Origin of the sequence: Stenotrophomonas maltophilia group sp. RNC7 (assembly GCF_030910085.1) — a bacterium.
GTDB lineage: Bacteria > Pseudomonadota > Gammaproteobacteria > Xanthomonadales > Xanthomonadaceae > Stenotrophomonas > Stenotrophomonas sepilia.
The window spans coordinates 177,728-198,992 of sequence record NZ_JAVFVN010000740.1 but is presented as its reverse complement, the minus strand read 5'-3'; the positions used below and the strand labels follow the sequence as shown (position 1 = coordinate 198,992).

General features: G+C 67.1%; 18 protein-coding genes. 6 read left to right on the top strand and 12 right to left on the bottom strand.

Features of this window, described 5'->3' with window-relative positions; translation table 11 throughout:
- Positions 1–4: 4 nt before the first annotated feature.
- Positions 5–805 (bottom strand): F0F1 ATP synthase subunit A, encoded by an 801-nt coding sequence (atpB, locus tag RCF13_RS17395; protein ID WP_005411134.1) that lies wholly within the window; start codon positions 803–805, stop codon positions 5–7.
- 31 nt (positions 806–836) lie between these two features.
- Positions 837–1,202: a hypothetical protein gene (locus RCF13_RS17390; protein ID WP_014648497.1), complete on the bottom strand. Its 366-nt coding sequence runs from the start codon at positions 1,200–1,202 to the stop codon at positions 837–839.
- A 456-nt stretch (positions 1,203–1,658) separates the two neighbouring features.
- Between RCF13_RS17390 and RCF13_RS17385 the strand changes: the two genes are divergently transcribed.
- The gene (locus RCF13_RS17385; RefSeq protein WP_134969343.1) at positions 1,659–2,477 is read left to right on the top strand and encodes a hypothetical protein; all 819 of its coding nucleotides are present in this window, start codon (positions 1,659–1,661) and stop codon (positions 2,475–2,477) included.
- Between the two features lie 642 nt (positions 2,478–3,119).
- Here RCF13_RS17385 and lpdA read toward each other — a convergent pair.
- The 3 genes from lpdA to RCF13_RS17370 all read right to left on the bottom strand — a co-directional run bounded on the left by lpdA (position 3,120) and on the right by RCF13_RS17370 (position 7,439).
- Positions 3,120–4,928: a dihydrolipoyl dehydrogenase gene (gene lpdA, locus RCF13_RS17380; RefSeq protein ID WP_154351455.1), complete on the bottom strand. Its 1,809-nt coding sequence runs from the start codon at positions 4,926–4,928 to the stop codon at positions 3,120–3,122.
- Between the two features lie 106 nt (positions 4,929–5,034).
- Positions 5,035–6,756, bottom strand: coding sequence for a dihydrolipoyllysine-residue acetyltransferase (gene aceF / locus RCF13_RS17375; RefSeq protein WP_231352302.1), 1,722 nt, complete (start codon positions 6,754–6,756; stop codon positions 5,035–5,037).
- A gap of 167 nt (positions 6,757–6,923) precedes the next feature.
- Positions 6,924–7,439: a DNA-deoxyinosine glycosylase gene (locus RCF13_RS17370; protein WP_134969276.1), complete on the bottom strand. Its 516-nt coding sequence runs from the start codon at positions 7,437–7,439 to the stop codon at positions 6,924–6,926.
- Between the two features lie 186 nt (positions 7,440–7,625).
- On the opposite strand from RCF13_RS17370, the gene RCF13_RS17365 reads away from it, so the two are divergent.
- The 3 genes from RCF13_RS17365 (at position 7,626) to glpK (ending at position 11,591) form a co-directional block, all read left to right on the top strand.
- Entirely contained in the window at positions 7,626–8,261 is a 636-nt protein-coding gene (locus tag RCF13_RS17365; RefSeq protein WP_005419535.1) for an OmpW family outer membrane protein, read from the top strand.
- A 243-nt stretch (positions 8,262–8,504) separates the two neighbouring features.
- Positions 8,505–9,989 (top strand): glycerol-3-phosphate dehydrogenase, encoded by a 1,485-nt coding sequence (glpD, locus tag RCF13_RS17360; protein WP_134969275.1) that lies wholly within the window; start codon positions 8,505–8,507, stop codon positions 9,987–9,989.
- A 102-nt stretch (positions 9,990–10,091) separates the two neighbouring features.
- Complete coding sequence (glpK, locus tag RCF13_RS17355) at positions 10,092–11,591, top strand: glycerol kinase GlpK (protein ID WP_134969274.1); 1,500 nt, start codon at positions 10,092–10,094, stop codon at positions 11,589–11,591.
- A 177-nt stretch (positions 11,592–11,768) separates the two neighbouring features.
- On the opposite strand, the gene RCF13_RS17350 is transcribed toward glpK, so the two are convergent.
- Positions 11,769–12,563, bottom strand: coding sequence for a MetQ/NlpA family ABC transporter substrate-binding protein (locus tag RCF13_RS17350; protein ID WP_134969273.1), 795 nt, complete (start codon positions 12,561–12,563; stop codon positions 11,769–11,771).
- Positions 12,564–12,589: 26 nt separating this feature from the next.
- Positions 12,590–13,561: a YafY family protein gene (locus RCF13_RS17345; protein ID WP_061479894.1), complete on the bottom strand. Its 972-nt coding sequence runs from the start codon at positions 13,559–13,561 to the stop codon at positions 12,590–12,592.
- An 80-nt stretch (positions 13,562–13,641) separates the two neighbouring features.
- Here RCF13_RS17345 and RCF13_RS17340 point away from each other — a divergent pair, with 80 nt between their 5' ends.
- Positions 13,642–14,244, top strand: a complete 603-nt coding sequence (locus RCF13_RS17340; protein ID WP_231352303.1) for a DUF2092 domain-containing protein — start codon at positions 13,642–13,644, stop codon at positions 14,242–14,244.
- 106 nt (positions 14,245–14,350) lie between these two features.
- Positions 14,351–15,127 (top strand): DUF481 domain-containing protein, encoded by a 777-nt coding sequence (locus tag RCF13_RS17335; protein WP_049413237.1) that lies wholly within the window; start codon positions 14,351–14,353, stop codon positions 15,125–15,127.
- A gap of 128 nt (positions 15,128–15,255) precedes the next feature.
- On the opposite strand, the gene hemC is transcribed toward RCF13_RS17335, so the two are convergent.
- From hemC to mdoH, 5 genes are all read right to left on the bottom strand, one after another.
- Positions 15,256–16,167, bottom strand: a complete 912-nt coding sequence (hemC, locus tag RCF13_RS17330; RefSeq protein ID WP_061479896.1) for a hydroxymethylbilane synthase — start codon at positions 16,165–16,167, stop codon at positions 15,256–15,258.
- Between the two features lie 574 nt (positions 16,168–16,741).
- Positions 16,742–17,473 carry a LytTR family DNA-binding domain-containing protein gene (locus RCF13_RS17325; protein ID WP_061478104.1) on the bottom strand — a complete coding sequence of 244 codons (732 nt, stop codon included), beginning with the start codon at positions 17,471–17,473 and terminating at the stop codon, positions 16,742–16,744.
- A gap of 10 nt (positions 17,474–17,483) precedes the next feature.
- Entirely contained in the window at positions 17,484–18,527 is a 1,044-nt protein-coding gene (locus RCF13_RS17320; protein WP_061478105.1) for a sensor histidine kinase, read from the bottom strand.
- Positions 18,528–18,530: 3 nt separating this feature from the next.
- Positions 18,531–19,190 carry an alpha/beta hydrolase gene (locus RCF13_RS17315; RefSeq protein WP_005419549.1) on the bottom strand — a complete coding sequence of 220 codons (660 nt, stop codon included), beginning with the start codon at positions 19,188–19,190 and terminating at the stop codon, positions 18,531–18,533.
- Between the two features lie 50 nt (positions 19,191–19,240).
- Positions 19,241–21,166 carry a glucans biosynthesis glucosyltransferase MdoH gene (gene mdoH, locus RCF13_RS17310; protein ID WP_005419550.1) on the bottom strand — a complete coding sequence of 642 codons (1,926 nt, stop codon included), beginning with the start codon at positions 21,164–21,166 and terminating at the stop codon, positions 19,241–19,243.
- Between the last annotated feature and the right edge of the window lie 99 nt (positions 21,167–21,265).

Here is a 21,265-nt window from a genome sequence, read left to right as displayed (position 1 = left end):
AAACTCAGTGAGCGTCTTCCGACAGGCTCAGGTACACGATCGACAGCATCATGAAGATGAAGGCCTGCAGCGGGATCACCAGCAGGTGGAACAGCATCCAGCCGAGGCCGAACACACCACCGGCAATGGCACCGAAGAAACCGGCACCACCCAGCACCCAGATCAGCAGGAACACGATTTCGCCGCCGAACATGTTGCCGAACAGTCGCATCGCCAGCGAGATCGGCTTGCTCAGCCACTCGACGATGTTGAGGATCAGGTTGAACGGCATCATCCACTTGCCGAACGGCGCCGTCAGGAATTCCTTGATGAAGCCGCCCAGGCCCTTGGACTTGAGCGCGAAGAACAGCATCAGGAAGAACACGCTGATGGCCATGCCCAGGGTGGCGTTGACGTCAGCGGTCGGGACCGGCTTCCAGTAGTGCACGCCCGCCCATTCCAGCGGCTTGGCGATGAAATCGGCCGGGATCATCTTCAGCAGATTCATCAGCAGAATCCAGAAGAAGATGGTGATGGCGATCGGCGTGACCAGCTTGCTCTTGCCGTGGTAGGTGTCCTTGGCCTGGCGGTCGACGAACTCCAGGCAGATCTCGACGAAGGCCTGCCACTTGCCCGGCACGCCGGCGGTGGCCTTGCGGGTGCCCAGCCAGAACGCGACAACGATCACCAGGCCCATCAGGACCGCAGTGAGGAAGGTATCGACGTGGATATGCCAGAACATACCCTCACCCTTGCCGACCGGCGCGGTCAGGTTGTGCAGGTGATGCTGGATGTAGCTGGTAGGGGTTAGAGCCTCGCCCGCCATGTGTCCGGAACCTTCAGTTAATTGAATTCTGTCAACGCCTGGCCATGGCCAGGACCTGGAACATCAAGCCGACGGCGATACCGGCCAACAGCGCCAATGCAGGCAGCTTGAAGACCAGGAACCCCACCAGCAGGACGCCGAAAACCACGACCCACTTGGCCACGATCGCAATGATCAGGCGAGCCATCGCCGATCCTGCGGCCACCGCACCGCCCCCCAGCGCCATCCTTGCCGCCACCCAGCCACCGGCCGAAATGGCCACACCGGACGCCAGCGCGCCGAGGGCGTATTTCGGACCGACCAGCAGGAAGGCCAGGGCCAGGACAGCGACCGCGGCCAGCGGGTAGACCGCGGCGCGCAGCATCAGTCGCCGACCCGCATCAACGGAGTTCAGCACAGGACGTCCCGCGTGGTTGCAAGTGGAAGGCTGAGGCGGCTACAGCAGGGGGGCCTCATCGAGCCGCCAAATTATAGCAATGGGACAATTTGCGAGACAACCGCTGCCTGTTCATCCCTGGAAGCCGCAAGTTGCGGTAACGGTTACATTTTTGCGTACCACCCGGGGGACAATGACGTCCGCATGATGCTGCACCGCAGTATTGAACTTTGGTCGCAGGCGAGGAACTTTCGCCGGATGCGCAGGTCCGATCTTTCGACCTGCCTGCAGCATCCTCGTCGGCTCCACCCCGCAGGTCCCACGATGGCCCCGAAGCCCGTCTCCGGGGCCATCTTTTTGCATCGTCGCGACAGCACTGAACCGTGCACATGCCGTGGACCATACGTTCACGGATGGTGGACGGGCCTGTCCGGCACAGTGGTCTTCATTCTGATGAACCACTGCAAGGACTCTTCGATGCGCCCCGTACCCACCCTGCTCGCTCTCTCCCTGCTCGCCGTCGGCGCCTCGTTCGCCACCGCCGCCCACGCCGCCGAAGGCGACGACCGCTTTGCCCTGCGCCTGGGTGCGATGAACATCGACTCGGACAACACGCTCCGCGGCAAGACCAATGTCGCCGGCCAGGACATCGGCTTCTCCGAGGACTTCAAGCTGGGTGGCAAGGAGTGGGAGCCGCGCATTGACGGCATGTTCCGCATCAGCAACCGCCAGCGCCTGCTGTTCAACTATTTCAAGTACGACAAGGATCGCCGCGAGACCCTCGGCCAGGACATCTCCTTCGGTGACGTCAACGTGCCGTCCGGCAGCTTCGTCAAGGGCGAACTGAAGTACCAGGTGGCCAGCCTGGTCTATGACTACTCGGTGGTGGACACCGATACGTTCGACCTGGGCCTGCAGCTGGGTGCCGAGTACGCCAAGGTCAGCACCAAGGCCTACGCCGATCTGGGCACCGTGTACGAAGGCCAGTTCCTCAACGAGAAGACCGACGGCGTGGCGCCGGTGGTCGGTGCGCGATTGAGCTTCACCCCGTCCGAGAAGTGGATGATCACCCTGCAGGGCCAGTACCTCAACACGCGCTGGGGCAGCTTCGATGACTACAAGGGCGATCTGAGCCGCGCCAACGCCATCGTCGATTACCGCTTCACCAGGAACTTCGGTGTGTTCGCCGGCTACGACTGGTTCAAGCTCGATGCGGACAAGAAGGGCAGCGACGGCACCATCGGCCTGAAGCAGGAATTCAAGGGCCCGGTGGCCGGCGTCAGCTTCGTGTTCTGACACCCGCCCCTTCCACGGCATTCTCTCTCCTGGCGCGGCCTCCGGAACATCGGGGCCGCGCTTTTTTGTTTGCACGGTCAAGCAGAAGCGGGTTGGTCGAGCGCGGGGGGAGAGGGGCTTGCGTGCGAATGTCCTCCGGCGCCGGCCTGCGGCCGACGCCTCCTCCTTTACTTCGCACACAAGCCCCTCTCCCCCCGCGTATCAGGCATCCACGCGGCCTTTGCAGTGGCAGTGGCTCTACTTTCAGCAAGCCGAACCGCTGCGAGCGGTGGCAGTTGCCGCAGATGCAAGCTGGGTCGAGCGCTGGAGGGAGCGGGGGCTGCGTGCGAATGTCCCCCGGCGCCGGCCTGAGGCCGACGCCTCCTCCTTTACTTCGCACACAGCCCCCGCTCCCTCCGCGTGTCATGCATCCAGGCGGCCTGAGCACCGACTCTCGACTTTCCGCAAGCCGAGCCGCTGCGCGGGTGGCAGGCATTTGGACAAAGTAAAGGAGGAGGCGACCGCCGCAGGCGGGCGACGGGGGACATTTGTCCAAATGCCTGCCACCCGCGCAGCGGCCCGAACGCTCGCAACGGCGTCGAACGAAGAAACAAAAAGCCCCGGCAACTGCCAGGGCTTTTCGTTCGGAACGGCGCGGGCGCCTTACTTCTTCTTCGGCATATACAGATCGGTGATCGTGCCGTCGTAGATTTCCGAGGCCATCGCCACCGACTCGCTCAGTGTCGGGTGCGCATGAATGGTGTGGCCGATGTCCTCGGCTTCCGCGCCCATCTCGATGGCCAGGCCGATCTCGGCCAGCAGGTCACCGGCATGCACGCCGACGATCGCGCCGCCGATGATGCGGTGGGTCTCTTCGTCGAAGATCAGCTTGGTGAAGCCCTCGGTGCGACCGATGCCGATCGCGCGGCCGCTGGCGGCCCACGGGAACTTGGCCACGCCGACCTTCAGGCCCTTGGCCTTGGCTTCGGTCTCGGTGACGCCGACCCAGGCGATTTCCGGGTTGGTGTAGGCCACCGACGGAATCACCCGCGCCACCCACTCCTTCTTGTGGCCAGCGGCCACTTCAGCCGCCAGCTTGCCCTCGTGCGTGGCCTTGTGGGCCAGCATCGGGTTGCCAACGATGTCGCCGATGGCAAAGATGTGCGGCACGTTGGTGCGCATCTGGCGATCGACCGGGATGAAGCCACGGTCGGTGACCTGCACGCCGGCCTTCTCGGCATCGATCTTCTTGCCGTTCGGCGAGCGGCCCACGGCCACCAGCACGCGGTCGAACGTGCCCTGCGCCAGCGCCGGCGCCTGGCCTTCCTCGGCCGCCTCGAAGGTCACGGTGATGCCCTTGGCATCGGCAGTGACGCCCGAGGCCTTGGTCTTCAGGTGCACTTCGATGCCCTGCTTCTTCAGGCGGTCGGCCAGCGGCTTGACCAGGTCCTTGTCGGCGCCCGGCATCAGCTGGTCCATGAACTCGACCACGGTGACCTTGCTGCCCAGTGCGCTGTACACAGTGGCCATTTCCAGGCCGATGATGCCGCCGCCGACGACCAGCAGCGAGCCCGGCACTTCGGCCAGCTCCAGCGCGTCGGTGGAATCCATCACGCGCTTGTCGTCCCACGGGAAGTTCGGCAGCTTCACCGCCTGCGAACCCGCGGCGATGATGCACTTCTGGAAGCGCAGCAGCTGGGTGCTGCCGTCTGCGGCGGTGATCTCCAGTTCGTTGGCCGAGATGAACCTGCCGACGCCCTGCACGTTGCGGACCTTGCGCTGCTTGGCCATGCCGGCCAGGCCCTTGGTCAGCTGGTTGACGACCTTTTCCTTGTACTGGCGCAGCTTGTCCAGGGTGATGGTCGGCTTGCCGAACTCGACGCCGAAATCGCCGGCGTGGGCCACTTCGTCGATCACCGCGGCGGCGTGCAGCAGCGCCTTGGACGGAATGCAACCGACGTTGAGGCAGACGCCGCCGAGGCTGGCGTAGCGCTCGACCAGCACCGTATCCAGGCCAACGTCGGCGGCGCGGAAGGCGGCGGTGTAGCCGCCCGGGCCGGAGCCCAGCACGACCATTTCGCATTCGATGTCGGCCGGCTTGCCACTGGACAGCGCCGGCTTCGGTGCCACCGGCTCGGCCGGGGCGCGGTGCGAGGGGGTCACCGGCGGCTTGCTGGCCGGAGCGGCCGCAGCCGGAGCCGGCGCAGCGGCCTTGGCCGGGGCATCGGCGGCGCCTTCAGCGTCCAGCACCACGACCACGGCGCCTTCGGACAAGGTGTCGCCCAGCTTGACCTTGATCTCCTTGACCACGCCGGCCGCCGAGGACGGCACTTCCAGGGTGGCCTTGTCCGACTCCAGGGTCACCAGGCCCTGGTCCTTCTTCACCGTGTCGCCGACGGCGACCAACACTTCGATCACCGGAACATCGCTGTAATCGCCGATGTCGGGAACCTTGACTTCAATCGTGGCCATGGTGGTTTTCCTTGTGCCCGGCCGGCAGGGCCGGCGGGCTGTCACTGCATCTGTTCACGCGGCCGCGCCAGGGGCAGCGGCCGCACGGTGGGGGCGAAGCGATGCCTTACAGCAGCACGCGGCGCATGTCGGCCAGCACCTGCGACAGGTACGTGGTGAAGCGTGCGGCCAGGGCGCCGTCGATGACGCGGTGGTCGTAGCTCAGCGACAGCGGCAGCATCAGCTTCGGCGCGAACTCCTTGCCATTCCAGACCGGCTGGATGGAGGACTTGGACACGCCCAGGATGGCCACTTCCGGTGCATTGACGATCGGAGTGAACGCGGTGCCGCCAATGCCGCCCAGCGAGCTGATCGAGAAGCAGCCGCCGCTCATGTCGGCCGGGCCCAGCTTGCCGTCGCGCGCCTTCTTGGCCAGCTCGCCGGTTTCCTGCGCGATCTGCACCACGCCCTTCTTGTCCACGTCGCGGATGACCGGCACGACCAGGCCGTTCGGCGTATCGGCGGCAAAGCCGATGTGGAAGTACTTCTTCAGGGTCAGGTTTTCGCCGCTGGCATCGAGCGAGGCGTTGAATTCCGGGAACTTCTTCAGCGCCGCGGCGCTGGCCTTGATCAGGAAGGCGAGCATGGTCAGCTTGATGCCGGCCTTCTCGTTCTCCTTGTTCAGCGCCACGCGCAGGGCTTCCAGGTCGGTGATGTCGGCCTGTTCGAACTGGGTGACGTGCGGGATCATCGCCCAGTTGCGGGCCAGGTTCGCGCCGGAGATCTTCTTGATGCGCGACAGCGGCTGGACTTCGGTCTCGCCGAACTTGCTGAAGTCGACCTTCGGCCACGGCAGCAGGTTCAGGCCACCGCCGGCAGCGCCGGCAGCACCGCCGGCAGCCGGCACACCACCGCTGAGCGCGGCCTTGACGAACTTCTGCACGTCACCCTTGGTGATGCGGCCGCCCTTCTCGGTGCCGTTGATCTGCAGCAGGTCCACGCCCAGCTCGCGGGCGAACACGCGCACCGCCGGGGTGGCGTACGGCACCTTGGCCGGCAGCACGCCATCGGCGTTGAACTGCACCGGCGGGCTGGACGGGGTGCCGGCCGAGGCGATCTCGCGCGCCGCCAGCTTGTCCGGCTGTGCCGGCACAGCGACCGGCTCGACCTTGGTGGCGGTTTCGGCGGCGGCCGGGGCAGCGGCAGCCGCCGCCTTGGTCGGTGCCGGCGCGGCAGCGCCTTCGGCCTCGATGATGGCAACCACGTCGCCCTGCGACAGGTTGTCGCCCACCTTGACCTTGATCTCCTTGACCACACCGGCCACAGACGACGGCACCTCCATCGTGGCCTTGTCGCTTTCCAACGTGACCAGGCCCTGGTCCTTCTTGACCGTGTCGCCGACGGCGACCAGCACTTCGATGACCGGGATGCCGGCGTAGTCGCCGATGTCCGGCACCAGCGCTTCCACTGCGCCACCGCTGGTGGCCGGAGTGGCCGGAGCGGCCGGCGCAGCAGCGGCCGGGGCCGGCGCGCTCTGGGTGGCGGCAGCCGGGGCAGCGGACTTGGCCGGTGCCGGTGCGGCGGCGGCCGGCGCGGCGGCTTCGCCTTCGGCCACTTCGATCAGCGCCACGACCTTGCCTTCGGACAGGCTGTCGCCCACCTTGACCTTCAGTTCCTTGACCACGCCTGCCACCGAGGACGGCACTTCCATGGTCGCCTTGTCGCTTTCCAGCGTCACCAGGCCCTGGTCCTTCTTGACCGTGTCGCCGACGGCGACAAGCACCTCGATTACCGGGATATCGCTGTAGTCACCGATATCGGGGACAAGTGCTTCCTTGATTTCGGCCATGGGGATAACTCCGGCAATCTGGTGTAGGGAAACGTCTATTGTGCGGCCAGCGGGGTCCAGCGCCAACCGTTACAGGTGTTTTCAGTACGCACGCAGCCGGGACAGGCTGTTGCCCACGGGTCCCGGCCGCGACCAGTCGGTAGCGTATTGTCCGGACGATGTCCGCTTCATGTCGCCAGTGCGTCTGCAACCGGCTGCCAGGCCTGGCGCAGGCGCGACAACGACCACGCCGCATTGGCCGGGCTGGTCGAGGGCAACGCAACCACCTGTGGCGGGGCCTCCAGCTGCGGCAGCACCCAGCGCTGGAACGCCTGCCATGATGCACCGCCATTGCAGCCGATCAGCGTCAGCTCAGGCAACGTGGCGATCAGTTCCGGCAGTGCATTGGCCACTTCCGTGCCACGCACGATGTCCGCATCCAGGCTGCCTCGGCGCTCGCAGCGACCGATCACATCCCACAGACCGATGCCCGCGGCATTCAATGCCTGCAGCCGCGCGGCGTAGGCCAGATCCGCGTCGAAACCACAGATGTCGGCCATCAGCGGCCAGAAGCGGTTGCGCGGATGGGCGTAATAGCGCTGCTCCTGCAGGGACGCCACGCCCGGCATCGAACCCAGCAGCAGCACCCTGCACTCCACGTTCACCTGCGCTTGCAGGCCGATGCACAACGTTGCTGTGCTCACATCTTCTCCAACTGCATGAATGTCATCGAGCGCCTAAAACCCCATGGATACAGGCGTTCCGTACCCGTCGCTGAACAAGGAAAACTATTTTTTAACGTGCGTCGGATTCGATTCATGTTGGGGCGACTACGGTGTGCTCGCCCCGCAACCGGGGGCCCAAAACAAGAAACATTAGGAGATACCCCCATGCGCTCCATCCGTATCCTGAGTCTCGCCCTGCTGACCTCCGCCGCCTTCGCGCCGGCCGCTTTCGCCCAGGACAGCAGCAGCACCGACACCGCGTCGGGCAAGCATTTTGCCGTTGTTGGCGGCATCTCGCTGCTGGAACCGAAGAACGACCCGATCTCCGGCGTGAAGAAGACCGATGGTGGCCCGGCGCCGACCGTCAGCTTCAGCTACTACATCAACGACAACTGGGCCGTTGAACTGTGGGGCGCCGCTGACAAGTTCGACAACAAGTTCAAGGGCCCGAACAACGCGCGCCTGGGCTCGGTCGAGCAGCAGCCGGTCGCGCTGAGCGGCCAGTACCACTTCGGCCAGGCTGACAACGTGTTCCGTCCGTTCGTGGGCGTCGGCTACTACCAGTCGAGCTTCAGCAACGAGAAGCTGGGCAACGGCGCTGACACCGACATCCGCTTCAAGGATGCCAAGGGCGTGATCGGCACCGTCGGCGTCGACATGAACATCAACTCCACCTGGTTCGCCCGTGCTGACGCCCGCTACATGCGCGCCCGCCCGGACATCAAGGTTGGCGGCGAGAAGATCGGCGAAGCCAAGATGGATCCGTGGACCGTCGGCTTCGGCATCGGCGCCCGCTTCTGATCCAGGCTGCACCTGCTTCACTGATGCAACGCGACGGGCCCTTCGGGGCCCGTCGTCGTTTCCGTCACCGGCGTTCTGTAGAGTCGAGCCCATGCTCGACTGCCTTTTTTGTAGAGTCGAGCCAAGCCCCCTATCCCGAGTCGAGCGGCGGGCTCCGCGCGCATTGCGATGCGTTACGTTCAATGGCGCCCACGGTCAATGGTGGCGCGGCTCAGCTCTACACAAACAGGGTGCGGAGACACGATGGACGACGTCGACCTGCTGGTGATCGGTGGCGGCATCAACGGTGCCGGCATCGCCCGTGACGCCAGCGGCCGCGGCCTGCGCGTGCTGCTGTGCGAGCAGCACGACCTGGCCGCGCATACCTCCAGCGCCAGCAGCAAGCTGATCCACGGCGGCCTGCGCTACCTGGAACAGGGCGAGCTCGGGCTGGTGCGCAAGGCGCTGGGCGAACGCGAGGTGGTACGCCGGCAGGCGCCCCATCTGGTCCATCCATTGCGCTTTGTGCTGCCGTGGGAACCCCATCTGCGCCCACGCTGGATGCTACGCGCGGGACTGTGGCTGTATGACCACCTGGGCCGTCGCAGCCCGGCATTTCCCGCCTCGCGCGCCCTGGACCTTCAGCGCGATCCGCTCGGCCCCTGGCTTTCCCCGGATCTGCGGCAGGCCTTCAGCTACGCCGACGCGCAGGTCGATGACGCGCGACTGGTGCTGCTCAACGCCCTGGATGCCGCGCAGCGGGGCGCACAGGTGCGTGTGCGCACCCGCTGCATCGACCTGCAGCCCTTGCAGGGCCGGTGGCAGGCCGTGCTGGAATCCGCTGATGGCCAGCAGCAGGTGACCGCGCGCGCCGTCGCCAATGCGGCGGGGCCGTGGGCCGGCGACCTGCTGGAACGGATGGAGGCACGCAGCGGCGGCTCCGCGCTGCGGCTGGTACAAGGCAGCCACATCGTCCTGCGCCGGCCCTGGCCCGATGACAGCGCGTGCCTGCTGCAGCAACCCGATGGACGCGTGGTGTTCCTGTTGCCCTTCGCCCACGACCACCTGCTGGTTGGCACCACCGACACCGACTATCGCGGCGACCCGGCGCGCTGCAGCGTGCTGCCTTCAGAGGTGGCGTACCTGTGCGAAGCGGCCAATCGCTACCTGCATGAACCCATCGCGCCGGAAGATGTGGTCTGGCAGTTCGCCGGCGTCCGTCCGCTGCTGGCTGATCCCGATCCGCGCGCGGCAAGACTCAGCCGCGATTACCGCCTGCAGCTGCAGGTGGACCCGGCACCGGCACTGCATGTGCTGGGCGGCAAGCTGACCACCTACCGGGTGCTGGCCGAGGAAGCGCTGGAGCTGCTGCGGCCCGCCCTGCCGCAGATGGGAGCGGCGTGGACAGCAAACGGAGACCCGCTGCCAGGCAGCGACTGGGGCGACGCCGCGCAGGCGGGCGCGCATCTGCAGGTATCGGCACCCTGGTTGCCCGCAGGTATCGCGCGACGCTGGGCCGGGGCCTATGGCAGTCGCAGTGCGGAACTGCTGCAGGGGGTACGGGGCCTGCGCGATCTTGGCGAGGGGTTTGGCGGCGGTCTGCATGCCCGGGAAGTGGCCTTTCTGCGCGAGCATGAGTGGGCGCGCACTGCCGAGGACGTGCTGTGGCGAAGGAGCAAGCTGGGGTTGCGGCTGGACGCTGCGCAGGTGACACGGCTGCAGGCGTGGATCGAACACTCCACTCTGTAGGGCCGAGCCATGCTCGGCTGCGTTGTGCAAATGCAGCCGAGCATGGCTCGGCTCTACAGAGAGAAAGGTAAGTTACCCTGACCGTTCTACCGGAGACGCTGCATGACGCCCCGCTACGTGCTGGCCATCGACCAGGGCACCACCAGTTCGCGCGCGATCCTGTTCGACCGTGCCGGCGACATCATCGGCAGCGCGCAGCGCGAGTTCGCGCAGATCTTCCCGCAACCCGGCTGGGTCGAGCATGACCCGCGCGAGATCCTTACCAGCGTCTATGCCACGCTGACCGAACTGCTCAGCCGCGGGCAGATCGACCCGCGTCATATTGCCGCACTGGGCATCACCAACCAGCGCGAAACCACCGTGGTCTGGGACCGTGCCACCGGCCAGCCGATCCACAACGCCATCGTCTGGCAATCGCGGCAGAGCCACGCCATCTGTGAACGCCTGAAGTCCGAAGGCCATGAAGCGCTGATCCGCGAGCGGACCGGCCTGCTGATCGATGCCTATTTCTCTGCGACCAAGGTGCGCTGGATCCTTGACCACGTGGAAGGTGCGCAGCAGCGCGCCGAACGTGGCGAGCTGCTGTTTGGCACCGTCGACAGCTGGCTGGTGTGGAACCTCAGCGGTGGGCAGGCGCATGTGACCGACTACAGCAACGCGGCGCGCACGCTGTTGTTCAACATCCACACGCTGGACTGGGATGACGATCTGCTGGCCCTGCTCGACATCCCGCGCGCGATGCTGCCGCAGGTGCGCGACTCCAGTGCGGTGTACGCACACACCCGGCCGCAGTTCTTCTTCGACCACCCGATCCCGATCGCCGGCATCGCCGGTGACCAGCAGGCCGCACTGTTCGGCCAGGCCTGTTTCCAGCCGGGCATGGTCAAGAACACCTATGGCACCGGTTGCTTCATGTTGATGCATACCGGCGCGCAGGCGGTGCGGTCGCGCAACGGCCTGCTGACCACCATTGCCTGGGGCCTGGACGGGCGCGTGGAGTATGCGCTGGAAGGGTCGATCTTCATCGCCGGCTCGGTGGTGCAGTGGCTGCGCGACGGACTGCGCATGATCGAACGCGCCAGCGACAGCCAGGCACTGGCCGCGCAGGTGCCCGACAGCGGCGGCGCCTATCTGGTGCCGGCGTTTGTCGGCCTGGGTGCGCCCTATTGGCGCAGTGATGTGCGCGGTGCGATGTTTGGATTGACCCGTGGCACGCGCAAGGCGCACTTCGTGCGCGCCGCGCTGGAAGCGATGGCCTACCAGACCCGCGACGTGCTCGATGCCATGCAGTCCGATGCCGCTATCGCACTGACTGAGCTGCGCGCTGATGGCGGTGCGATCGGCAACGACTTCCTGGCCGGCTTCCAGGCAGACATCCTCGGTGTGCCGCTGCTGCGGCCGCGGTTGACCGAAACCACCGCGCTCGGTGCGGCCTATCTGGCCGGCCTGGCCGTCGGGTTCTGGTCCAGCCGCGAACAGATCGCTGCACAGTGGGGCCTGGACCGGCGCTTCGAGCCACAGATGGAGGTGTCGCGGCGCGAGAAGCTGTATGCGGGATGGCAGCAGGCCGTGGCGGCTACCCTCGCCTTCCACGTCGATTGAAACCGCGCCCCCCGTCCTGCTGCGACATCTGGGTTGACCCTGTAGAGCCGAGCCATGCTCGGCTGCCGTTGTTGGGGCGCCGCAAAAAAGCAAAGCCGAGCATGGGCTCGGCTCTACAGGGAAGGCAGTGTCGACCAAGGTCGACACTCACCATTCAAATCAACAGATCAGCCGCAATCAGAACGCCGGCAGCACCGCGCCCTTGTACTTGGTCTCGATGAAGGTCTTTACCTGCGGGCTGGTCAGGGCCTTGGCCAGCTTCTGCACACGGGCGTCGTCCTTGTTGTCCGGGCGCGCGACCAGGAAGTTCACGTACGGCGAATCCTTGCTCTCGATCGCCAGCGCATCCTTGGTCGGGTTGAGGCCGGCGTCCAGCGCATAGTTGGTGTTGATCAGGGCCAGATCGACCTGGTCCAGCACGCGCGGCAGCATCGCCGAGTCCAGCTCGCGGAATTTCAGGTTCTTCGGGTTGGCGGTGATGTCACGCTGGGTCGACAGCGCGTTGGCCGGGTCCTTCAGTTCGATCACGCCGGCCTTGTGCAGCAGGATCAGCGCGCGGCTGTTGTTGCTCGGATCGTTCGGGATCACCACGTCGGCACCGTCGCGCAGCTCGGCCAGCGACTTGACCTTGCGCGAGTACGCACCGAACGGCTCGATGTGCACGCCGATCACCTTCACCAGGTCGGTCTTGCGGTCGCGGTTGTAGGCATCCAGGTACGGCTCGGTCTGGAAGTAGTTGGCGTCCACCTGCTTCTGCACCAGTTGGTCGTTGGGCTGCACGTAGTCGTTGAATACGCGCACGTCCAGGTCCACGCCTTCCTGCTTGAGGATCGGCTTGACCACCTCGAGGATCTCGGCATGCGGCACGGCCGTGGCGGCCACCACCAGCTTCTGCGAGGGCTCGCCGGACTTGCCGCAGGCGGTCAGGGCCAGCGCAGCGGCGAGCAGGGACAGCAACAGGGTCTTCTTCATGGGGGACGGGGTTCTCGGGGGGAGTGTCAGGATTTTTCGTAGTTGCTCAGGGCCAGCTCAAGCAGCGCCTTGGCCTGCTCGCGCAGCATGATCGGCTCGATGATCTCGGCATCCGAACCATAGTGCAGCACGTCCATCAGCAACTCTCGCGAGACGCTGTACGGCACCTTCAGTTCGTAGCGGCCATCGGCCAGGAAACGACCCTGCTGCTTGGAATGCCAGTGCTCGTCGGCCACCCAGCGCGCAGCCTTGGCGCTGAACAGGATGGTCGCCCAGCCCTTCGGGGCACCCGAAAAAATGCCATAGCTGGCGCCGAGCTGCTCGTCCAGCTCGCTGTCGGCGACATCGCGGGCGGCATTGTCGATTACCCGTGCCTTGTGGATGCGGTCCACCGCGAAACTGCGCAGCGCCTCGCGGTCATGGTCCCAGGCATCCAGGTACCAGTTGTCGCGATAATGGGTCAGGCGCTGCGGCGAGACGGTGCGCTTGGTCGGCTCGTCGGTGGAGCGGGCGCGGTACTCGAACGCCAGCTGGCGGCGCTCCAGCACCGCCGAGGCCACGCTGCGGAAGCTGCCTTCGTCGAACTTGCGGCCACGGTGCGGAATCACCCGCACGCGGTCGACCGGCCAACTGGAAACACCGGCCTGCGCCGCCAGCAGGCTCTCGATGCGCTGCTGCAGCGGCGCCAGCACCGACGACAGCACGCCGCCGCCGGTACGCGCCAGCAGGTGCTGCGAGGCCAGCAGGGCATGCAGCTCCTCCGAGCTGAGCCACAGGCCGGGCAGCTCGAAGCGGTCGCTCTCGTCGGCCTGGTAGCGGAAGCCGGCCTCGCCGTCGCCCTCGATCGGTGCCATCAGCGCATCGCGCAGGAAGGCCAGGTCGCGATAGACGGTGGCACGGGAACAACCGAGCTTGTCCTGCAGGGTCGCCACCGTCACCGGATAGCGCGCGGACTTGAGCAGACGATGCAGGGCGGTGATGCGTTCGTATCGGTCCATACCCCCGATTATGTCCGAGTCGCGGGTCTTGTGTGGAACGTTTGGGCTATCGTGGTCGCCCCCACCCCATGGAATGCCCGATGCGCCGGTTGCCTGCCCTGTCCCTGCTGGCCTGCCTGCTGCTGGCCGCCTGCGATCGCGCGCCGGCGCCGGCGGGCACCGCGGCCCCGCTACCCTCCGCCGATCCGGCACAGGCGGTGCTGGGCGCCAGCCAGCGTTTCGCCGCCCTGCGCAGCTTCCACGCCGAACTGGAGGTGCTGGGCGCGCCGCAGCGGGTACGCAGCGCCATGGACTTCGTTGCACCCGACCGTTTCCGGGTGGAGACCCCGGCCGGGCCGCAGACCATCATCGGCGACACCCTGTTCCTGCAGGCCGACGGTGCGATCCGCCAGGTGCCGGCCCCGCCCGGCCTGCTCGAGCAGTGGCGCAACCCGCTGCCCGCCGACGCCCTGCCCGCCGACCTGAAGGCCGAAGACCTCGGCAGCCAGGCGCTGGACGGGGTCGAGACCCGTCACTACCGGCTGCGCGGCAGCCAGCCCGGCGAACGCCTGGAGTACTGGGTGGATGCCCAGGGCCTGCCACGCCAGATCGTGCGCAGCGGCAGCAGCAATGGCCGCAGCTTCCAGCTGCGCCTGCGCTATTCGCGCTTCAACGACCCCGCATTGCGTGTCGATCTGCCCTGAATAGGCGATCGCGGCAACGTTCGCTGAAGCACGCTTTGGATCGATTCGGACCGCCATCACGCTTCCAGTATCATCACCGGCTGTTAACCGTTCCGGAGAAGCCTCGATGTCCCTGCGCGTGTCCCTGCTGATCCCCCTGCTGCTGTGTGCGCCGCTCGCATACGCGCAGGATGCCTCCGAACTGGCGGCGATGTCCTCGCCGTGGAGTGGCAGCGGCGGCGAGCTCGGCTTTGCCTCGGCACGCGGCAACAGCAGCACCGAGAGCTTCAACGGCCGCCTGCGCCTGCGCTACACCGACGGCGACTGGGTGCACAGCATGGACCTGTTCGGCCTGCGCTCCAGCTCCAAGGTGACCGAGACCAATGACGACGGCACCACCACCCGCCGCAGCAACACCACCGCCAACCGCTACACCGGCAGTGCGGGCAGCGCGCTGCAGCTGGGCGAGCACCGCCAGCTGACGGCCACGGTGCGTACCGAGCGCGACGACTTCGCCACCTACGACCGCCAGAGCTCGTTCGGTCTGGGTTACGGCACCCGCCTGTGGAACACCGAGCGCTTTTCGTTCGACGCGCAGATCGGCCCCGGCGTGCGCCGTACCCACAGCACCGAGGATGACCGCACCCGTACCGGCATGATCGGCCGTGGCCTGTTCGACCTGAAGTACTCGCTGACCGACAACACCGACCTGGTGAACACGCTGCTGGTCGAGTCCGGTTCGTACAACACCTTCGGCCAGAACGACTTCGGTGTCTCGGTGAGCATGAACGAGCACCTGGCGCTGAAGGCCGGCTGGCAGGCGCGTTACAACAGCGACGTCGCTGTCGACAAGCGCAAGACCGATACGCTGACCACGATGAACGTGGTCTACAAGTTCAAATAAGCAGAACGGGCGCCCAGGGCGCCCGTTTCGTATTTGTAGAGTCGAGCCGTGCTCGACTTGAGCGCGAAGCCCGGGATTTTCCCGGCGAAGAGCAGCCGAGCATGGCTCGGCTCTACAGACATCGGGGCTCAGACGTTCAGCAGTTCGCCAGCACCATCGTCCAGCAGCAGCTTCGCCACCTGCTGGCCCAGCGCTTCCGGATCGCGGGCCGGGCCCACCGCTTCGGCACGCACGGCGCGGCCATCACTGGCGCTGCCGACCAGGCCCTGCAGGTGCAGGTCGTCGCCCTGCCACTGCGCGATCGCCGCCACCGGCACGTGGCAGCTGCCATGCAGCGCGCGGTTCATGGCCCGCTCGGCTTCCACGCAAGCGCGCGTGGCGGCGTCATCAAGCGTGGCGAACAGCGCCATCAGGCGCGTGTTGCCTCCGTCGCACTCTACCGCCACCGCGCCCTGCGCCGGCGCCGGCAGCCACTGCGGCGGTTGCAGGCGCGCGACGATGCGCTCGCCCAGGCCCAGGCGCTCGAGGCCGGCCACCGCCAGCACGATGGCGTCGTAGCCACCGTTGTCGAGCTTGGCCAGGCGAGTATTGACGTTGCCGCGCAGGTCCAGCAGTTCCAGGTCCGGGCGCAGCGCGCGCAGCTGGGCCTGGCGGCGCAGCGACGAGGTGCCGACCCGCGCGCCGATCGGCAGCGCGTCCAGCGAGGCGTACAGGTTGGAGACGAAACCATCGGCCGGGTCGTGCCGGGTCAGCATCGCCGGCAGCGCGAAGGGCGCGTCCAGTTCCATCGGCACATCCTTCAGCGAGTGCACGGCGCAGTCGGCCTCGCCCCGCAGCATGGCCAGCTCCAGTTCCTTCAGGAACAGGCCCTTGCCACCGATGGCGGCCAGCGAGCGGTCCAGCACCTCGTCACCGCGGGTGCTCATCGGCACCAGTTCCACGTGCAGGCCGGGGTGGGCCTGGCGCAGGCGGTCGGCGACGTGTTCGCTCTGCCAGAGGGCGAGCGGGCTCTTGCGGGTAGCGATGCGGACAGTTTCCATCCGGTCATTATCGCGCCTTCGGCGCGGATACGGCCAACGGCGGAGCCCCTCGTGGCTGGCTGGGGGGCGTGAAAGCAACAGCCGTGCTTGGCCGGGCGGGATGGACTGCGCAGGGGCCGCTGCAAGTACGTCCATGTAAGCTCGGTCGCCGCATCCATGCGGCTCACGCCCCTGCGCAGCCCATCCCGCCCGGCCTCTGACAGTTTCCGTGTGCGCCAGCCACGGAAGATCAAAAGAAAGGAGCAGAAGCAAAAGCAACAGCCGGCGGCTTCCGGGGTCAGATCCCTTTTCCGCAGGAAAAGGGATCTGACCCCTCTTTCCAAGCCAACAACACCAAAGGTCTTGCTGTCCGACGACGTAGACAACGCGTGGGTTGGGCCGGGGTGGGGGCGCGGGACCGTTGGCGCCATGGATGGCGCCATCGAGCCCCCATGGAAGGGTTTACGGCGTGTCCCGCGCCCCCACCCCGGCCCGACCCAGCACGTAGCAACACCGAGCCATGAAACGCTGTTGCTGTTGCTGTTGCTTTCGATGTTGCTCGCAAGCAGTCGCGGCCGCAGGCCGCGCGGGACTCTCACAAGTGCCGCAGTTCCTGCTTCAGCGTCGCCACGCACCGGCGGCTGACTTCCAGCGGCTGCTTGCCATGCCGCAATACCGCCTGCACCTGCCCGCCCGAGCCCCGACGCAGCTCCACCAGCTCGTGGCGTGCCACCAGGCAGTTGCGATGGATGCGGATGAAACGACTGGCGAACTCTTCTTCCAGCGACTTCAGCGATTCCTCGATCAGGTCCTCGCCGCGCGCGTGGTGCACCACCACGTACTTCTCCTCGGCCTGCAGGTAGTGGATATCGTCCAGCGGAATCAGGCGCAGGCTACCGCGCAGGCGTGCGCACAGCACGCTGCGTGCCTGCTGCCCGCTGTGCTCCTGTGGCCGGCCACCGCGGCCGGCCAGGAACGTGCGCGCACGCGCGATCGCCGCCGCCAACCGTTCGGCACGCACTGGCTTCATCAGGTAGTCGATCGCTGCGGCCTCGAACGCCGACAGCGCATGCGCATCGTAGGCGGTGCAGAACACCACCGCTGGCCGGGGTTCGAAGCTGGCCAGGTGGCGGGCCGCTTCCAGGCCATCCAGCCCGGGCATCGCGATATCCAGCAGGACCAGGTCCGGCTGCAGCTCCGCGCACGCGTGCAGGGCCTGCTCACCGTTGCCGGCCTCGGCCACCACGTCCACGCCGTCCTGTGCCGCCAACAGGCTGCGCAGGCGCTCGCGCGCCAGCGGTTCGTCGTCGGCGATGACTACCCTCACGATCGTTCCCTCACTGGATCGGCACTGTCACCTGGCAGGCATAGTAGCCCTCGCTCCAGCCAGCCGTCATCCGCGCGGCGCTGCCGAAGCGCCAGGCCAGCCGATGGCCGATGCTGTGCTGGGCATGGCCGGCGCCGCGTGCCAGCGCCAGCCCCGGCGCCTGCGGATCGGGTGCCGGGTTGCGTACGCGGATCTGCAGCTCATTGCCCTCGCGCGCCAGCTGCAGTTCGATGGTGCCGCCGTCGGGCAGGCGCGAGATGCCATGCAGCACGGCATTTTCCACCAGCGGCTGCAGTACCAGCCTTGGCAAGGGCAGGTCCCATGGCAGCGGCTCGTCGCGCTGCCAACGCACCTGCAGGCGTTCGCCCAGGCGCAGCGATTCGATCGACAGGTAGCGCTCGGCCAGCTCGCATTCGTCGCGCAGGGTGGAATCGCCCTCGCCCGCCCCCAGCGCGGCACGGAACAGATCGGACAGGTCCAGCACCGCGCGCTCGGCGACTGCCGGGTCACGATGCAGCAGGCTGGCGATCAGGTTCATGCTGTTGAACAGGAAATGCGGGCGGATACGCGCCTGCAGCGCGTCGGCCTGCGCGCGCGCGTTGGCCTGGACCTGCGCGGCCCAGCGATCGCTTACGTAGAAGTAGCGCAGCGCCAGCGCGGCGATCAGCGCCGTGGTTGCCGCGCTGCCGAGGGTGAAACGCCAGAAGCTGATGCCACTGGCGAAGTTGTCGCCCAGCACCGCGTACAGCGCGTGCACGATGCCGGCGCAGACCACCGCGATCAGGGTGGCCAGCACGGTCGCCGCAATGGCGCCCATCACCGGCGGCAGCCGCGACAGGGTCGGCCGCAGCAGGCACAGGCTGGCGGTCACCGCCAGCGCCAGCCACAGCGCGAATCCGCTGGCCGACAGCAGTTCGCCGAAGGTCCAGTGACGGCTGCCGTCCGGCGCCAGCGCCAGTACCACCACCACCAGCTCGGCCAGGCCGAGCATCGCCGCCAGCCGTGGCAGGCGGCACAGTTCCGGCATCCACGGCGGTGTGCTGGCCGGCGACATGGCTCAGGCGGCGCCCAGGCGTTCCTGCAGCCAGTCACCCAGTGCCTGGATCTCCTCGGCGCAGACCTGGTGGGCCATCGGGTAACTGTGCCACGCCACATCCAGGCCCAGCGTACGCAGCGCCTGCGCGCTGTGCGCGGCGACGGCCTGCGGGATCACCGGGTCGCCACTGCCATGGGCCATGAACACCGGCACCTGCACCGCGCCGTCAACACGCGTGGCGCTGTCGGCTTCGGGCAGATAGGTCGACAGCGCGATCAGGCCGGCCAGTGGCGCGGTACGCGAGAGCGCGGCCGTCAGGATGATCGCCCCACCCTGCGAGAAGCCTGCCAGGAAGATCTTCTCCGGCGCGATGCCGCGCTCGATCTCGCGCGCGATCAGTGCGTCCAGCTGCACCACCGATTCCTGCACGCCGGCCATGTCGGCGCGCGAACGGAAGTCCATGCCGACGATGTCGTACCAGCCGCGCATCGGCACGCCGTTGTTGATCGTGATCGGCCGCACGGGTGCGTGCGGGAACACGAAGCGCAGCGCCGGCCAGTGCGGCCGCACCAGTTCCGGCACGATCGGCGCGAAATCATGGCCGTCGGCGCCGAGGCCGTGCAGCCAGATCACCGACCACTGCGGCGAGGCGCCGGTTTCCTGTTCCACCGTTTGCAGCATGATGCGGCTCCTTCAAGTTCGAGCCGCATTATGCCGCTGGCGCGGGGCAATCAGTACAGCGGCGGTTGCTCGGCCGCTTCCCGCCGCAGCTGCGCGGCGCGTACCAGCACCGGTGGCGGAATGTTCTCTTCGGGAATATCGAGCAGGCCGAGGCGATGCAGGAAAGCACCGGGGCCGCGCGAGGAGGTCAGCGCCACCACCGGAACGGCCAGAACCATGCCGATCACCACCGGCGCCATCCAGGCCGCCAGCGACGGCGATACCGCCCAGGCCAGCACGCCCATGAAGGCGCCGAACACCCCCAGGCCACCGTAGCCACGGATCAATGCCATCCACGAAATGCCGCCGTCGTCACGCTGCTGCGCGTCCCAGCCGGAATCGCGCCCGGACAACACTTCGGCCACGCCGCGTGACTGCACGTACATCACCACCGGCGCCATCAGCGCGGCGAGCACGGTTTCCACCAGCATCGATACGAAGGCACGGATCGGACCGCCACAACCGCGGCGGTCGACCGGGTCCAGCAGCATTGCCAGGTAGCCGAGCACCTTGGGCAGCAGCAGCACCGCCATGGTGGCGGCGAACAGGCGCACCACCTGCTCTTCATCCTGTGCGCGCCAGTACACGCTGGGCGACAGGTGCAGCAGGGCGTTGAAATCGATGCCTTCCTGGAACAGCGGGATGGCGATGCCGATCAGCATCAGCATGGCCCACATCGGTGCGGTGAAATAGTGGCCGATGCCGATCAGCATGTGCGTGCGGCTGATCCAGTGCAGCCCGCGGCTGCCGACCACCTTGCCGTGCTGCAGGTTGCCCTGGCACCAGCGGCGGTCGCGCACCAGCAGGTCGGTCAGCGTCGGCGGGCCTTCCTCGTAACTGCCACCGAGGTAGGGCACCATGTGCGCGGCCCAGCCGCCACGACGCATCAGCGCCGCTTCGACGAAATCGTGGCTGAGCACGTGGCCGCCGAACGGCTTGCGCCCGGGCAGCGCCGGCAGGCCGGCGTGGTCGGCGAAGGCACGGGTACGGATGATGGCGTTGTGGCCCCAGTAGTTGCTCTCGGCACCGTGCCACCAGGCCACGCCGCGGGCGATCACCGGCCCGTACACGCGGCCACCGAACTGCTGCATGCGCGCGAACAGGGTGCGGCCGCCGATCACCGACGGCAGGGTCTGGATCAGTCCGACGTCGGCGTTGTGTTCCATGCCGGCCACCAGGCGCACGATGCTGTCGCCGGTCATCAGGCTGTCGGCATCAAGGATCAGCATCTGCGGATAGGCACCGCCGAAGCGGCGGACCCAGTCGGCGATGTTGCCGGCCTTGCGCCCGCTGTTGTCACCACGTCGACGATAGAACAGGCGCGTCTGCCCCTCCGGGACACGCTCGCGCAGCTCGGCGAACACCTGTTCCTCGGCAGCGGCGATGTCCTCGCGGCGGGTGTCGCTGAGCACGAAGAAGTCGAAGCGGTCGAGCTGGCCGGTGGCCGCCACCGACTCGTAGATCGCCTGCAGGCCCGCCAGCAGGCGGCGCGGGTCTTCGTTGTAGGTCGGCATCAACAGCGCAGTACGGCTGTGCACGGCCGGCAACGGCTTGTCCGGGTCGATGCCGAGCCGATAGCCCCGGTCGAACACAGCGGTCAGGAAGCCGGCCAGGGCGCTGGCAAACGAGAGCGCGATCCAGGCAAACAGGCCGACGAACAGCACCAGCAGGCAGGCTTCGAGCACGCTGATGCCATTGGCCGACAGCACCCGCCACATCATCCGCGTAGCCACGGCGGTCATGCCGAGCGTGCCACCAAACAGGTACAGCCGGCGCAGGCCGATCAAGCGCGGCGAGGTGCGATGCCGCCGGACCTTCAGCGCGCCTTCGCGCAGGGTCTGTTCGGGCATCGGCAACGGCGATTCAGCGGGCAGCAGCGCCCAGCCGGCATCGAGCCGGGGCGTTCCTGCTTCCGCATGGATGGTCTGCACCCCCATCGTCGCTTACTCCGCGCCGTCGGCACGGCCGGCCATCCCGGCCGGGCTGCATGCACCAAGGTTCCCGGCACGCTTTCCCGGCGCCCGCACTTGTCCTGG